At 71.8% G+C, this 14,408-nt stretch carries 11 protein-coding genes and 1 pseudogene; 10 read left to right on the top strand and 2 right to left on the bottom strand.

What is annotated here, in order from left to right; translation table 11 throughout:
* Nucleotides 1-70: 70 nt before the first annotated feature.
* On the top strand, nucleotides 71-1,054 hold the full coding sequence (locus tag SFY69_08655; GenBank protein ID MDX2132108.1) for an NAD-dependent epimerase/dehydratase family protein: 984 nt from the start codon (nucleotides 71-73) through the stop codon (nucleotides 1,052-1,054).
* Nucleotides 1,055-1,198: 144 nt separating this feature from the next.
* A pseudogene (locus SFY69_08650) lies at nucleotides 1,199-2,185 on the top strand (NAD-dependent epimerase/dehydratase family protein).
* A 354-nt stretch (nucleotides 2,186-2,539) separates the two neighbouring features.
* Here SFY69_08650 and SFY69_08645 read toward each other — a convergent pair.
* Nucleotides 2,540-3,463, bottom strand: a complete 924-nt coding sequence (locus tag SFY69_08645) for a hypothetical protein (GenBank protein MDX2132107.1) — start codon at nucleotides 3,461-3,463, stop codon at nucleotides 2,540-2,542.
* 219 nt (nucleotides 3,464-3,682) lie between these two features.
* Between SFY69_08645 and SFY69_08640 the strand changes: the two genes are divergently transcribed.
* The 7 genes from SFY69_08640 (at nucleotide 3,683) to SFY69_08610 (ending at nucleotide 14,002) form a co-directional block, all read left to right on the top strand.
* Nucleotides 3,683-4,618, top strand: coding sequence for a branched-chain amino acid ABC transporter permease (locus SFY69_08640; protein MDX2132106.1), 936 nt, complete (start codon nucleotides 3,683-3,685; stop codon nucleotides 4,616-4,618).
* On the top strand, nucleotides 4,618-5,760 hold the full coding sequence (locus SFY69_08635; protein ID MDX2132105.1) for a branched-chain amino acid ABC transporter permease: 1,143 nt from the start codon (nucleotides 4,618-4,620) through the stop codon (nucleotides 5,758-5,760). Before SFY69_08640 ends, SFY69_08635 begins: the two co-directional genes overlap by 1 nt.
* Nucleotides 5,760-6,680 carry an ABC transporter ATP-binding protein gene (locus SFY69_08630; protein ID MDX2132104.1) on the top strand — a complete coding sequence of 307 codons (921 nt, stop codon included), beginning with the start codon at nucleotides 5,760-5,762 and terminating at the stop codon, nucleotides 6,678-6,680. The genes SFY69_08635 and SFY69_08630 overlap by 1 nt, the downstream gene beginning before the upstream one ends.
* Nucleotides 6,673-7,380, top strand: a complete 708-nt coding sequence (locus SFY69_08625; protein MDX2132103.1) for an ABC transporter ATP-binding protein — start codon at nucleotides 6,673-6,675, stop codon at nucleotides 7,378-7,380. The genes SFY69_08630 and SFY69_08625 overlap by 8 nt, the downstream gene beginning before the upstream one ends.
* Nucleotides 7,381-7,465: 85 nt before the next feature.
* Nucleotides 7,466-9,436 (top strand): hypothetical protein, encoded by a 1,971-nt coding sequence (locus SFY69_08620; GenBank protein ID MDX2132102.1) that lies wholly within the window; start codon nucleotides 7,466-7,468, stop codon nucleotides 9,434-9,436.
* A gap of 30 nt (nucleotides 9,437-9,466) precedes the next feature.
* A complete protein-coding gene (locus SFY69_08615; GenBank protein MDX2132101.1) occupies nucleotides 9,467-10,012 on the top strand; it encodes a hypothetical protein in 546 nt (181 codons plus the stop codon).
* Between the two features lie 45 nt (nucleotides 10,013-10,057).
* A complete protein-coding gene (locus SFY69_08610; GenBank protein ID MDX2132100.1) occupies nucleotides 10,058-14,002 on the top strand; it encodes a hypothetical protein in 3,945 nt (1,314 codons plus the stop codon).
* A gap of 7 nt (nucleotides 14,003-14,009) precedes the next feature.
* On the opposite strand, the gene SFY69_08605 is transcribed toward SFY69_08610, so the two are convergent.
* On the bottom strand, nucleotides 14,010-14,231 hold the full coding sequence (locus SFY69_08605) for a hypothetical protein (GenBank protein MDX2132099.1): 222 nt from the start codon (nucleotides 14,229-14,231) through the stop codon (nucleotides 14,010-14,012).
* Between SFY69_08605 and SFY69_08600 the strand changes: the two genes are divergently transcribed.
* The gene (locus SFY69_08600; GenBank protein ID MDX2132098.1) at nucleotides 14,230-14,394 is read left to right on the top strand and encodes a hypothetical protein; all 165 of its coding nucleotides are present in this window, start codon (nucleotides 14,230-14,232) and stop codon (nucleotides 14,392-14,394) included. The genes SFY69_08605 and SFY69_08600 overlap by 2 nt on opposite strands.
* Nucleotides 14,395-14,408 lie beyond the last annotated feature (14 nt).

The following is a 14,408-nucleotide window of genomic DNA, read 5'->3' as shown; positions in this document are numbered from 1 at the left end:
CGGCCAACCCTATCGGCCCGATCGGCCCGGCACGCGCGAAAACCCGTGACGGCCCACGCTACGCTCGCGCATGCTCGACCTCGCAGACCAGCGGATCCTGCTCACCGGGGGCTCGGGGTTTCTGGGCCGTGCGGTGCGGCACGCGCTCAACCTCCGGGGCGTGCCCGCGCACGCGATCCTCGCCCCGACGCGCGGCGCGTGCGACCTGACACGTCAGGACCAGGCAGAGCGGCTCGTCGGCGCGTGCTTCGAGGGGCGGGGCCCGACGCTGATCCTGCACCTCGCGGGGTTTGTGGGCGGGCTGGGGGCGAACCGCCAATGGCCGTCGCGGTTCTTCCACGACAACCTGGTCATGACGCTGCACCTGGTCGAGGCCTGCCGGGCCGCGGGGCTGCTGGGGGGCTTGACGTTCGTGCAGGTGGGGACGATGTGCTCGTACCCGGCCGACGCCCCGTGCCCGTACCGCGAAGATGACTTGTGGCGGGGCCGGCCCGACGCCGAGATCGCCAGCTACGGCGTGGCCAAGCTCGCGACCCACCAACTGCTGGAGTCGTACCGGCTGGAGCACGCCCTGCGCTTCGCGTACGTCATCCCGACGGGGTTCTTCGGGCCCGGGGATAACACGAACCCGGCGACCTCGCACGTCGCGGGTGCATTGACGAAGAAGTACGTCGACGCGGCCCGCGCGGGCGCGGCGCGGGTCGTGAACTGGGGCTCGGGCGCGCCGCTGCGCGACCTGCTGTACATCGACGACGCCGCGGAGGGGCTGCTGCGGGCGGCGGAAGTCGTGTCGGACGGGACGCCGATCAACCTGACGGGCGGGCGCGAGGTGTCGATCCGCGAACTGGCGGGAATCGTCGCGGGGCTGGCGGGCTTCAAGGGCGAGACGGTGTGGGACACGAGCAAGGGCGACGGGCAGGCGCGGCGGAGCCTTGACGGGGCGCGGGCCGCGGCCATGCTGGGGTGGTCGCCCCGGGTGACGCTGGAGGAAGGCCTGGCCCGGACGGTGGCGTGGTACCGGGCGAATGCGGGCGATGTGCGGGGCGGAACGTGAAGTCGGCGCGATTCCGCGCCGATGCTCCGGGCCGCTCCGCGAACCGGCGTCGGGTCCGGGAACGTACGATTCTGCCCCCGGCGGGCGGGGCGCGGGGCTGAACACACACCGAGCAGCGGCGTCGTGGCGCCGGCGGGAGAGGTCATGGCGAAGGGCAACATCATCGTCGTCACGGGCGCGGGCGGGTTCATCGGCGGGCACCTGGTGGCCCGGCTGCTGGAGCAGGGGCACCACGTCCGGGCGGCGGACGTCAAGCCGCTGGACGAGTGGTACCAGGTGCACCGGCACGCGGAGAACTACGCCGGGCCGGGCTCGACGACGAAGCTGGGGGGCGACTGTCGCGACTTCAAGGTCTGTCGCGCCCTGTGCCGCGGGGCGTCGGAGGTGTACCAGCTCGCGGCGGACATGGGGGGCATGGGGTTCATCGAGAACAACAAGGCCCTGTGCATGCTGAGCGTGCTGACGAACACGCACATGATCCTGGCGGCGCAGGAGGCCGGCGTGTCGCGGTTCTTCTACGCGAGTTCGGCGTGCGTGTACAACGCGGACAAGCAGAAGGACCCGAACATCGTGGCGCTCAAGGAAGCGGACGCGTACCCCGCGCTGCCCGAGGACGGCTACGGCTGGGAGAAGCTCTTCAGCGAGCGCATGTGCCGCCACTTCCGCGAGGACTTCGGGCTGCACGCGCGCGTGGCGCGCTTCCACAACGTGTACGGCCCGCACGGGACGTGGGAGGGCGGGCGCGAGAAGGCCCCCGCCGCCATCTGCCGCAAGGTGATCGCGGCGAAGGTCTCGGGCAAGCACGAGATCGAGATCTGGGGCGACGGGACGCAGACCCGCTCGTTCATGTACATCGACGACTGCGTGAAGGGCATCGACCGCATCACGCACTCGGACATCCTGGAGCCCATCAACCTCGGCAGCAGCGAGCTCGTGAGCATCAACCAGCTCGTGGACATCGCCGAGGAGATCGCGGGCGTGAAGCTCGAGCGCACGTACAAGCTCGACGCGCCGCGGGGCGTCGCGGGACGCAACAGCGACAACACCAAGATCAACCAGTACCTGGGCTGGGAGCCCGACACGCGCCTGCGTGACGGCATGGAGAAGACCTTCCGCTGGATCTACGACCAGTTCACGCAGAAGTACACGCCGAAGACGGCGCACCTCAGCAGCGTGAGCACCTTCACCAAGGGCTCGCACCCGATCCCGGGCGACGGCTTCAACCCCGAGTCGCGCTCGATGGACACCTGGACGCAGGGCATCCCCGCGGGCTGGGGCGCCCCGCCGGCGAAGAGTGCCAGCGGCAAGAAGACAGCCGTCACGAAGACAGCGGCCAAGAAGCCCGCACACACGAAGACCGCCGCCAAGAAGACGGCCAAAAAGGCCAAGTCCCGGCGCTAGCCCGCGCCGCCGGGGTGCGTCCAAAACGAAACAAGCGGGGCGTCGAGCCCCGCCTGTGGTTTGCCGGATGGACTGGCCGCGTGTTCAGCGCCGACGGCGGAAGGCCAGCAGGCCCGCGCCGCAGGCGATGCCCAGGGCGCCGGGCGCGGGGACGAAGCCCTGCACGACGATGACGCGATCGCCCCCGCCGAAAGTTGAGAACAGGAAGTCGCCGGTGTACGGATCGATGTGGGCACCTTCGGCCCCGCTCAGCCCGGTGATGAAGTCGCGCCGTGATCCGACGATCGGGTCGCCGTTGGCGTCGACGTCGTAGACGGCGACGTTGCCCGCGGAGAACTCCGAGACGAGCATCGAGGGCCCGCTGAAGAGGGGGGAGCCCAGGGGCACGTACACGAACCCTTCCGGCCCCCCGGGGAGCGTGGCGGTCTGCACGGCCGAAACGATGTCGAAGGTGCCCATGCCGTCAGGGGTGTACGTGGCGTCGTAGAACTCCCCGCCAGACCAGGAAGCAAGCTTCATGCGACCCGCACCGGAGTATCCGGCGGGGACGAACTGAATGGAGGCGTGGGATTGGGCGATACCGAGCGGTGCGAGGTTGATCACCTTGTCCGGGGTGGTGCTGCCGGGTAGATACTGCCCGAGCTCGTTCACCGGCCAGCGCGAGGCGAAGAGAACGCCGTTGGGCCCGTAGCAGACGCCGCCATCGTTGTACTCGGCGGACGCGAAGAGCGTGGTCGTGCCGGTGAAACCGGTGATGTGCCCGGCGCCATCGCGGGTGACGCCCACGGCGTACAACGCGCCCAGAGCGCCGTTGGCGTTCCCGCCAAGGAGCAGCGTGTTGGGAGATCCGGCCAGGACGGTGAGCCCGCCGTAGAGCGGCGGCACGTCCGGCGCGGAGCCAAGATCCGTGTACGTGTACGAGCCGGCGTAGAAGGGATCAATCACCTGCCCGGCGGCAGAGGAAACGAAAAGGCAGGCAATGCCCGCACCAACAACTCGGCGGTTCATAAGTCTCTCTCCTCGTGCCGGATGTGACCGGCACGGCAAGTCTAGTCGCGCGGTCGGGGTCGCGCCAAGGGAAAACTGCAAAGGTGCCGGTGGGGGCTGGCGTGCGCGCGTCTCCGGGCACGCGCGAAGAGCCCCGAGAGCGGGCCGGCACGACGGTCCACCACGAAGGACGGACGGCCTTCCCCGATCCGTCGGGGCGGGTAGCATCCGCTCCCCCGCATGACGGAGTTCCTGCAAACCCTGACCGACGGCGTGACCGTGGGCATGCTCTACGCCCTCATCGCGCTCGGCTACACGATGGTCTACGGGATCCTGAAGTTCATCAACTTCGCCCATTCCGACGTCTTCGCGCTGGGCGTGCACCTGTCGATCGTGATCGCGTCGGTGCTGGGCATCAAGGCCCTGGGCGTGACCGAGGCTGCCCCGTGGTACATGGGCGGGCTGGTGCTGGTGCTGGTGATGGCGGCGTGCGGGGCGATCGGGTTCGTGATCGAGCGACTGGCGTACAGGCCCCTGCGGAGCGCCCCGCGCCTGAACGTGCTGATCACGGCGATCGGGGTGTCCCTGCTGTTGCAGAACGCGGGGCAGTTGCCTGCGATCTTCGGGCCGTATCCCAAACCCTGGCCCCAACTGGTGCCGAACGAGGTGCTGTTCGAGACGGGCGGGGTGAAGTTCCGGCTGGTGCACGGCGCGGTGCTGGGCACGGCGGTCGCGCTGATGGTCGGGCTCAACGCGCTGATCTTCCGGACCAAGGTGGGCGCGGCGATGCGGGCGGTGTCCTTCAGCCCGCGCCACGCCTCGCTGATGGGCATCAACGTGGATCGCATCATCTCGTTCACGTTTGTCGTCGGCTCGATGCTGGCGGCGGCGGGCGGGTTCCTCTACGGGGTGTACTACGAAGGGCAGATGAAGCAGTCGGCCGACTCGGTCTGGGTCATGCTCGGGCTGCGGGCGTTCGTGGCGGCGGTGGTCGGGGGCATCGGCAACGTGCGCGGGGCGGTGCTGGGGGGCCTGCTGATCGGGCTGATCGAGTTCTTCGGGGTGCAGTACCTCTCCGACCAGTACCGCGACGCGTACGTCTTTGCGATCCTGATCCTGGTGCTCCTGTTCAAGCCCGAGGGCGTGCTGGGCAAGGCCGTGACGGAGAAGGTGTAGTGTCGATCATCCGGCGACAGGCCGCGGCGTTGCGTCCCCCCGCGTGGCGGGGGCTGGTGTCGGCGTGCTGGCCGGTCCTCGTGGCGGTGGTGGTGGGGCTGGTGTGCTACCTGGCGATCGGCCCGCTGCTGGGGAGCTTCGCGAGCAAGATCATGCTGATCATCGGGATCAACGTGATCCTGGCGGTGTCGCTGACGATCGTGAACGGCTTCACCGGGCAGTTCTCGATGGGGCACGCGGCGTTCATGGCGATCGGCGGGTACGTGGCGGCGGCGATCGTGCTCTACGGCAGCATGCGCCTGTTCGGCACGGGTGAGTTCCAGGGCGGGGCGCTCTCGCTCACGCAGGGCGCCGAATCGCGCGGGCTCATCGGGCGCGGCGACGTGCTGTTCCTGGTCGCGACGATCGCGGGCGGGCTGTTCGCGGCCGGGGCGGGGTACGTCGTCGGGCTGCCGAGCTTGCGCCTGCGGGGTGATTACCTGGCGATCGTGACGCTGGGCTTCGGCGAGATCGTGCGGGTGCTGCTGCAGGGCACGGGCGACCAGCTCCAGCCCTGGAAGGTGGCGGAGGTGCAGTCGACGCCGGCGTGGGAGCTGGCGCTGCGCCTGGGCGGGCCGCAGGGCTTCAACCTGCTCCCGACGTACACGACGCTGTTCTGGGTGTGGATGTGGGTGACGATCACGCTGCTGGCGGCGTACCGGCTGAAGACGAGCTCGTCGGGGCGGGCGTTCCTGTCGATCCGCGAGGACGAGATCGCGTCGCAGGCGATGGGCGTGGACGTGACGCGGTACAAGGTGCGGGCGTTCGTCATCGCGAGCTTCTTCGCCGGGGTGGCGGGAGCGATGTACGCGATGGACATCGGCGCGATGAACCCGCTCGACGGCGGGTTCCAGCGCTCGTTCGACATCATCATCATGGTGGTGCTGGGCGGGATGGGCTCGGTGTCGGGGGCGGTGCTGGCGGCGGTGGTGCTGTCGATCTTGCCCGAGGCGCTGCGGGGCTTGGCGCAGTACCGGCTGATCATCTATGCGCTGCTGCTCGTGCTCATGATGATCGTGCGGCCGCAGGGCCTCTTCGGGCTGCGCGAGGCGTGGGAGCTGGGCGTGCTGCGCCGGCTGCTCCGCGGGGAGGACAAGTCGTGATGGGCGCGCCCCGACCGGACAATCCGGGCTCGCCCGCGCCGGGCGCGGGCGGCGCGCCGGACGGCCGCCGTGCGTCGGAAGGGCAGGGCCCCTCGGCGGTGAGCGCCCCGCCCCTGCTGGACGTGCGCGGGATCTCGATCGCCTTCGGCGGGCTGAAGGCGGTGCAGAACTTCAGCCTGGCGATCCCGCGCGGGGGGCTGTACGGGCTCATCGGCCCCAACGGCGCGGGCAAGACGACGTGCTTCAACCTGCTGACGGGCGTCTATCGCACGCAGACGGGGTCGATCACGCTCGACGGGCTGCGGGTGGACGGGCTCAAGCCCCACCAGATCGCGGCGGCGGGGCTGTCACGCACCTTCCAGAACATCCGGCTCTTCGGCGACCTCACCGTGCTCGACAACGTGCGCCTGGGGTGCCACGTGCGCGGGCGACACTCGCTGTGGGGCACGCTGACGCGGTCGTCGTCGTACGTGGGGCAGGAACGGGCGATCCGCGAGCGAGCGGCCCACCTGCTCGACACCCTCGCGCTGGGCGACCGCGCTGACGAGCAGGCCCGGAACCTGCCCTACGGCGACCAGCGCCGGCTGGAGATCGCGCGGGCGCTGGCGACCGAGCCCCGCGTGCTGCTGCTCGACGAGCCGGCGGCGGGGATGAACCCGCAGGAGACCAAGGGGCTGGCGCGGATGATCCGGTCGATCCGCGACGCGTTCGACCTCACGATCCTGCTCATCGAGCACGACATGGGGCTGGTGATGGAGATCTGCGAGCAGATCACCGTGCTGGACTACGGGGTGACGATCGCGGTGGGCACGCCCCGCGAGGTGCAGGGCAACCCCAAGGTCATCGAGGCGTACCTGGGCCTGCCGGCCGACGAGGAGCCGGCGCCCCGCCCCGCGGGACAGGAGGCGCCCCGTGCTTGAAGTGAGGAACCTGCACGTGAACTACGGGGCGATCCGGGCGCTGCACGGGGTGTCGCTGAAGGTCGAGGCCGGGCAGATCGTGACGCTCATCGGGTGCAACGGGGCGGGCAAGAGCACGACGCTCCGGGCGATCTCGGGCCTGGCGAAGGCGAGCGAGGGATCGATCACGTTCGAGGGGCGTCCGCTGCGCGGGATGAAGCCCCACGAGATCGTGCGCCTGGGCGTGGTGCAGGCGCCCGAGGGGCGAGGCATCTTCGCGAACCTGACGGTGGACGAGAACCTGGCGATGGGGGCCTACATCCGGCGAGATCGCGAGGGCATCCGCGCGGACCGCGAAAAGGTGCTGACGCTCTTCCCGCGGATCAAGGAGCGCCTGACGCAGCGGGCGGGCACGCTCTCGGGGGGCGAGCAGCAGATGGTGGCGATCGCGCGGGCGATGCTCACGCGCCCGCGCCTGCTGCTGCTGGACGAGCCCAGTCTGGGGCTGGCGCCGCAGATCGTGCAGGTCATCTTCCGGGTGATCCGGGAGATCAACGCGGCGGGGACGACCATCCTGCTGGTGGAGCAGAACGCTTCCATGGCGCTGCGCGTGGCGCACCGCGCGCACGTGCTGGAGGTGGGGCGGGTCGTGATGGAAGGGGACGCCGCGTCGCTGGCGGCGAGCGACGAGGTGCGCAAGGTGTACCTCGGGCACGGGTAGGCAACGCCGCGCGGGGCGGGCGGGACAGGCGGGGCGGGCGTCTGCTAGACTGCCCGACTCGATCCGAACTGGTGGGGGCGCGAAGATGGCCGGCGACGCGGTCTCGACATTCGTGTACGGAGGACTGCCGGCGGCCTTGCCGCCCGGCTACGCGGCGGCGCCGATCCTGCCGACCGAGACGGGCGTCGTGCGCCTGTGCGTCGTGCTGCGGGGCGGGAACGCGGCCAAACTCGTGCACCTGCGCGACACGGTCGACGCCCGGGTGTGGCTGGGCTGCCTGGCCGACGCGGGCGGGCGCGTGCACGAGTGGCTCGAGCTGTGGGTGCAGGACCTGTCGGGCATCGCGCAGGCGCCGGCGATCTACCGCGAGGGGCTGAGCAACGCGGCGTTGGACGCGCGGTGGGTCGCGCGGTTCGCAGAGGCCGAGAAGCTCGACCAGGCGCCGCACGCGCTCGGGGCTTCGTGCGTGCTGCGGACGGGGCTGGAGCGTGAGCACCCCGCGCCGATCCTGATCGACCCGCGGGCGCTGCGCGCGATCGAGCCCAAGGACCGGCGGACGGGCGCGACCTGGACGCTCTGCACCGACGACGGGCTGCTGACGCGCCGCGGGGCCGCCCCGTACGGCACGACGCTGGCGCGCCACCTCTACCAGCCCGAACTGGGCGACGAGGCGACGCCCCTGCCCGTCGAGGACGCCACGCCCGCGGCGATGGGCATCCCCGAGCCCGCGCTCGCGCTCAACCTCGGGGGCGGGCTCATGCGCGTCGAGCGGTACTGCCCGCTGTCGTACGAGCAGTACGTGGACGCGCTGACCGGGCTGGACGCCGGCGAGGGCGAGGGCGACCCGCTGCTCGAGTCGATCGCGGCGACGGCGAGCGGCGAGCAGTTCGTGCCCGGCGCGGGGTGGCTCATGCTCAGCGCCTCGGCCGCGGGCCAGAGCCCGGCGGCGAGGCTCGTCGAAGCGCTGCACCTGAAACTCATGGCGCTGGGCGGGGCGGTCTCGGCGGTGCGTGCGGCGATCGCCTCGGGCCAGGCCCCGATGCTGAACGTGTCGGCCTCGAGCTTCCGCGTCACGCTCTCGGGGGGCGGTGCGGCGGCCCCGCTGTGGTGGTCGGCGCGCGTCGCGCTCGTCGAGCCGGGCGAGGGGCTTGAGCTCACGATCCCCGGCACCGACGTGCGGTACTACGTCGGCGGGCGGGGCGGGGCGGTGTCGATCTACGCGCCGTCGGGGATGGCGCAGGGCGGGGGCGGGCGCGGGCGCCTGCGCCTGCGCAACGTGGTGAGCGACGACGCCAGCGGGATCATCCTCGAAGCGACGCTGTCGACCCAGGACCGCGTCATGCCCGGGCCCAGCGACCTGCTGTGGCTGCGGTTCTCCGTCGGGGGCGAGCGGCTGGACCAGTACGCGACCATCGACTCGCGCGGGACGATGTCGCCCGGCGAGGTGCGCGTGCGGACCATCCCGCGCCGGATGCCCGCGGACGTGGCGGCCCGCCTCAAGGGCGCGCTGGGCGTGCCCATCCAGGACGTGACGTTCGAGATCCTGCCGATGCTGTCCTCGCCCTGCGATCTCTACGCGGTGGGCGTGCTCGCGACGCGCACGCTGCTCACCGGCAAGGGCGTGTCGCTGCCGGTGGCGATGGACGAACTGCTCAGCCTCGCGGGGCGCGTCGCGCAGGAGGCGTCGTCGGGCGAAGAACTCGTCTCGCGCCTGGAGCGGGCGTTCGCAGCCGAGCCTCGGTGGGCGGAGTCGCTCGGCCCGCACATGCTGGCGGCGACGGGCCTGCGCGCGGCGGAGGCGTCGGCGGTGATCCCTCCCCGGCTGTGGATGGGTGTGATCGCGATGGCGATCCGCTGCTTCACGGGCCTGGGCCCGGACGCTCGATGCCGCGACTTCGGCGATGCGCCCCCGGGCGGGCTGCACCGGGTCTTTGACGGGCTCATGGACGACCTGTACGCTCTCTTGGCCGGCTGCCGCACGCTCATCGTGGCGGACCACCGGCTCAACTCCGAGATTCGGGCGATCGTGCGCGAGTGCATGGTCGCGGCACGCTAGGCAGGCCTTTCTCTCATCAGGGGACACGCAATGAACCGGACGGCTGCACGCACGCTCACGTTCCTCGTCATCGGGCTGATCGCGGCGCTCTCGGCGGGTCTGGGCGGGTGCCAGCAGAAGCTGCGCATGGGCCGGTACGACCTGGGGGTGACGCCCGATTCGACGCTCCGCGAGGGCGGGCGCATGCCGCTGGTCGAGGTGGACCTCGTGGGCGTGGCGGAGTCGGACGTGGGGCAGTGGCAGGCGTACGACGTGAGCCGCTATTTCTCGGGCGAGGATCAGCTGCGTCGCTCGGCGGCGTCGTACACGCACACGCTGCGGTTCAGCAACGACGACGCGGGCACGAAGGTGATCCCCGCGTCGGATCCGATGTGGAAGGTGTGGCAGGACCGCGGGGTGACGACGCTGTTCGTGATGGCGAACTCGCGGACGATGCAGTTCGCGCCCGGGGCCGACTTCCGCAAGAAGATGATCCCGCTGACCACGGACAAGTGGGACAGCAGCACGCGTCGGCTGGAGATCGTCGTCACCTCGGGCAAGGTCGACTGCACGACCCCGATGAAGGTCGTGAAGTAGGCGGACTGCGTTGCGGCGCGAGATCGCGCGAGAGCGGGGGCGGGCATGGCTGGGTTCGGCCGGTTCGAGTCTGTAGACGAACTGGCCTCGGCCGGCCAGGTCGAGGTCCACGCCGCGCGCCCCGCGGGTGAATCCGGCCCGCCCCGGTTTGTCGTCAAGACCTTCCAGACGCTGAGCGAGTTCGCCGACCCCGAGGTCGTCGAGCGCGAGGCGGAGTTCTTCCTGCAGCGGGCGCGCCGCCAGGCGGAACTGGCGAAGAAATCGCCCGAGCGCTGGGCGCCGGTGCACGAGGCCGGGCGCACCGAGACGCACGCGTACTACGTCACCGATCGCTACGAACTGACCGGGCAGCGTCTGGTGGATTCGCGGCGCGAGCTGACGGCCCGGGCCATCGTGGACGTGGTCGGGGGCGTCGCGGACGCGCTGGGCGACCTGGACGGACGCCCGCACGGGGCGATCAAGGGCGGGAACGTCATGCTCGCCGGCGGGGGCGACGCGCTCGAGGGTGTCGGCGTGCTGCTGGCCGACCCGGCGGCCCCGGGGCAGCTGGACGCCAACTCGCCCGTCGACGACGTCCGCCAACTCGCCGGGTTCATGCACCAGATCGTGACCCACCGGCCCGCCCCGCGCGCGGGCGCGGTGGAGCGCAGCGACGACTGGTCGCGCATGGGCGGGCAGGGCGAGGCGCTGCGGGTGTTGTGCGAGCAGTGGCTGAACACCGCCCCGGGCACGCCCCTGCCGACGCCGGCGGACATGCGCGCCCGCCTGCGCGAGTGCCTCAAGGCCAAGGGCGCCCCCAAGGGCACGCCCAAGGCGCTCATCGCGGTCATCGCGGCGGTCGTGCTGCTGGGCGGGGGCGCGGGGGCGTACTTCTTCCTGGGAGGAACCCAAGAGAACGGAGTTCGGACGATCCCGGATCGACGCCTCGACCTGGAGGCGGGCGTCGCGACGGCCGCGCAGTGGCTCGAGAAAGAGGAACTGGAAGCCTCGTCCATCGTGAAGCGCGTGAACGAGCAGGTCGAGACCAGCGTCAAGGTGTTCTCGGAAGAGGACACGAAGAAGTGGGACGAGGCGGTGGCGGCGTTCAATGTGGCGGTGGAGCGCGTGCGTGCGCACCGGGGCGTGCCCTGGCCGGAGGACGTCACGCCCGACCTGCCCGCCCGTCAGCTCGCGGTCGACTCGGAGACGCGGACGCTTGGCGAGACGTTTCGGCTGACATTTCAGGGGGTGAAGTCGCTCGAGGGGGCCCTCAAGACGCCGACGGCGGAGGACGACCCGCGCGGCGGGCGCCCGGACGTCTGGGCGCAGCGCCTGCGAGCGCGGGCGACCGACGCCTTCAGCCGCGCCCAGGCGGAGATGAGCGACGGCGGGGGAGAGGGCGACGCGGCGCTGGCGAAGATGGCCGAGCAGCAGGCGGCGTTGTTCAAGGAGATCGACGAGGCCGCGGCGGTGGAGTGGAGCCCGACTCCGCCCACGGGCGCGGACGGGCAGCCGGACCTGATGGCGGGCGCGGAGCAGCGCGAGGCGAATCGTCGTCGTGTGAAAGAACTCGTGCGCCCCGAGGAGGGGCAGAAGCCGCTGGCGACGCGCGTCACCGAGTTCGTCGACCTGGTCAAGAAGGCGTCGAGCGAGTCGCGATCGGGCGTTGAGCGGCAGATCGCGGCGGCGATCGAGGCGTGGAGCGCGCCCGCGGCGGAGGGTCCGGGGTCGGCGGCCGCGATCCGCGAGGCGGCGTCGGCGCGTCTGCGCCGCGTGCAGCGGGCGTTCCTGGAGACGACGGGCGGCGCGGGGCTGGCGCAGGCGCGCCGGGACATGCGGGGCGTGGAGGAGTGGGCCAAGGGCGTGTACGACGCGGCGCCGACGTTTACGGCGCCGGGCGTGCCCGCGGGCAGCGCGGTGAACGTGCGGCCGCTGATCGACGCGATGGCCCGCCGGCGCGACGAGGTGCTCGCCGAGGCGGCCAAGGTGGTGGCCGATGACAACCGCGTGCCGGACGCGAACGACACGGCGTACTGGTCGGGCGTGCGCGCGCGGGCGAAGAGCGCGACGGACTTCGGCGCGGCCGGGGTCGCCCTGGTGAGCACGGGCGTCGCGATCGAGTCGCTGCTCGCGCAGGGCATGACCCTCTCGGAAGCGCCGGCGACGGGCGCCAAGACGCTCGCCAATCTGCGCGACGACGCGTCGGGCAACGCGGCGTTCGGCGAGTTGGGCGCGATGGTGGCGCCCGTGCTGGCGCGCGTCACGGAACTGGAACGCATCGCGGGGCTCGAGAACCCCTCGGACCTGCTGACGACCATCACCGAGGCGGCCAACGGGCCGGACGCGTCGCGCGCGGTGACGGCGTGGCGCACGCTGCTCACGCGCGGGTACCCGGCCCGGGCGGCGGACCTGTCGACGCTCGCGGGCGTGCGCGCGGACGCGTACGAGCGGGCGATCGCGGGCGTGCCCGACGCGGGGCGGCGAGCGGCCCTGAGCGACGCGGGCAAGGCCAACGTCCGCGACGCGTGGTTCGCGTTCGCCAACGACAGAGCGAACGGGGTCGTCGCGGAGGTGGAGGCCGCGTTCGGGGCAATGGCCGCGGCGGGCGTGAGCGAGGGCGACCTCGCGAAGGCGCAGCCGTGGGTGCGGCGCAACTACGGGCGGTACCAGTTCGCGGCGCGGGTGCGGGCGATCGCCGACGGGCGGGCGGAGGACCAGATCAACGCGGTCGCGCCGGTGGTGAAGGCCTGGCTGGATGCGGAGCGGGCCGCGGGGAGCGCGCCGGCGTGGGAGACGTTGTTCAGGGCGCTGGATCCGGTGGCGGCGGGGAAGGTGACGGACCTGACGAAGGACGTGGGCCCGGCGCGGGTGGGCTGGACGGGACGGTTCGGGGCGGGCGCGGACGGGTCGGTGATGAACTACGCGTGGACGGCGCCGAGCGGGCGGAGCTATGACCTTGAGTTCGTGCGGGTATCAAACAGCGCGGACGGGGCGGTGTACGTGTGCACGGAAGAGGCGTCGGTCGGGCTGTTCATCGACCTCATGACGGCGGCGAACCAGTGGGAGGACATCGCCAAGGCGCACGGGCGCATGCGCCTCAACGCCCAGAGCGTGACCGCGCGCCGGGGACCGTCGGCGTGGACGTGGGTCGCCGGCGAGGAGATGGAGATCAGCGAGCGCCGGGAGAACGACCCGCGCCGCGACCCGACGGGGGCCGGCTGGCTGGTGTCCACGAACGCGCTGCCCGAGACGGGCTACTACGACCCGCAGTTGCCGGCGCCCACGCCGCCGAACGCGAACTCGCCGATGACGCGGGTGCCGGCGGCGGCGGCGCTGCTGGCGGCGTCGTGGGCGGGGTGCCGGCTGCCCTCGCCGGGCGAGTGGCAGTTGGCCGCGGACACGGGCCCGGGCGATGCGAACCGCCGGGACGCGACGTGGGCGACCCAGCACGCGTACATCGCGCAGCTGAAGTCGATCATTCAGAACGGCGCGCGGCCGTACGACAAGCTGCAGTTCCCGATGGGCGATCACCTGCAACTGCAGGGTGAACGCGTGCAGGACGACGCGGACGGCACGCCGGCGGTGACGGAGACCGACGGGGTGCTGTGGTTCCGCGACGTGACGGCGGGGACGGGGCGGTTCAAGAACCTGGTGGGGAACGCGGCGGAGTGGGTGCACGAGAACCCGGCGGCGATGGACGCGCTGCCGGTGCGGGCGACGCTGGCGAGTTGTCGTGAGGCGTTGGGCGGGACGTCGCTGGCGGGGCTGGGCGTGATCGGCGGCTCGGCGATGTCGGGCGGGACGATCGAGCCTCGCCAGACCGTGCGGGCGCTGGGGCGCGGAGAAGAGGCGGCCGGATTCCGGGCCAGCACGAGCGAGCCGCAGGGTTTCTCGGATGTCGGGTTCCGCCTGGCGTTCTCATCGGGCGCGGGCGGGGGCGCGGGCACGCCGAAGGACCGGGTGCTGGCGCAGTTGGCGGGGACGGCGTATCTGACGGGCTCGACGCCGTAGGTTGGGCCTACTCGGGCTCGACGAAGGCGGTGGCGCTGTCGCGGTCGCCCTGGGTCGAGCGGACGTGCTGCTGGTGGGTGACCATGCGGGAGCCCAGGCTGTCGGACGCGACGGTGTTGCCCGAGCCGCGCGGGTGGACGAATGCGGACGGGGTGTGGCGGGAGAAGCACCCGCCGAGAGCGAGGACGGCGAGCGAGGCGATGGCGAGTCGGGTGCGGCGGGCGGGCATGGGCGACCTCCAGTGCACGGAAGATCGAGCGATGCACGGGCTGGAAACAGGGATGATGGAGGCGAAGGGCGGCGTGGCGCGCCACGAGACGGGCTGTGCGGCGCGGGGCGGGCGTGCGGGCGCTGTTACCGGCGCGGGCACGACGAGCGGGCGTCGGCTTTGAGCGGGGGCTGATGT

The organism is Planctomycetota bacterium (assembly GCA_033763975.1).
Taxonomy (GTDB): Bacteria; Planctomycetota; Phycisphaerae; order Phycisphaerales; family UBA1924; genus RI-211.
Note: the sequence above shows the minus strand (reverse complement) of the source record. Positions and strands in the feature narration are given on the sequence as shown.

Bases quoted from the DNA above. Each gene is read 5' to 3' on its own strand.
- SFY69_08600 (MDX2132098.1), top strand. From the start codon at position 14,230: ATGGGCGACCTCCAGTGCACGGAAGATCGAGCGATGCACGGGCTGGAA.
- SFY69_08610 (MDX2132100.1), top strand. From the start codon at position 10,058: ATGGCTGGGTTCGGCCGGTTCGAGTCTGTAGACGAACTGGCCTCGGCC.
- SFY69_08615 (MDX2132101.1), top strand. From the start codon at position 9,467: ATGAACCGGACGGCTGCACGCACGCTCACGTTCCTCGTCATCGGGCTG.
- SFY69_08630 (MDX2132104.1), top strand. From the start codon at position 5,760: ATGGGCGCGCCCCGACCGGACAATCCGGGCTCGCCCGCGCCGGGCGCG.
- SFY69_08620 (MDX2132102.1), top strand. From the start codon at position 7,466: ATGGCCGGCGACGCGGTCTCGACATTCGTGTACGGAGGACTGCCGGCG.
- SFY69_08655 (MDX2132108.1), top strand. From the start codon at position 71: ATGCTCGACCTCGCAGACCAGCGGATCCTGCTCACCGGGGGCTCGGGG.
- SFY69_08605 (MDX2132099.1), bottom strand. From the start codon at position 14,231: ATGCCCGCCCGCCGCACCCGACTCGCCATCGCCTCGCTCGCCGTCCTC.
- SFY69_08640 (MDX2132106.1), top strand. From the start codon at position 3,683: ATGACGGAGTTCCTGCAAACCCTGACCGACGGCGTGACCGTGGGCATG.
- SFY69_08645 (MDX2132107.1), bottom strand. From the start codon at position 3,463: ATGAACCGCCGAGTTGTTGGTGCGGGCATTGCCTGCCTTTTCGTTTCC.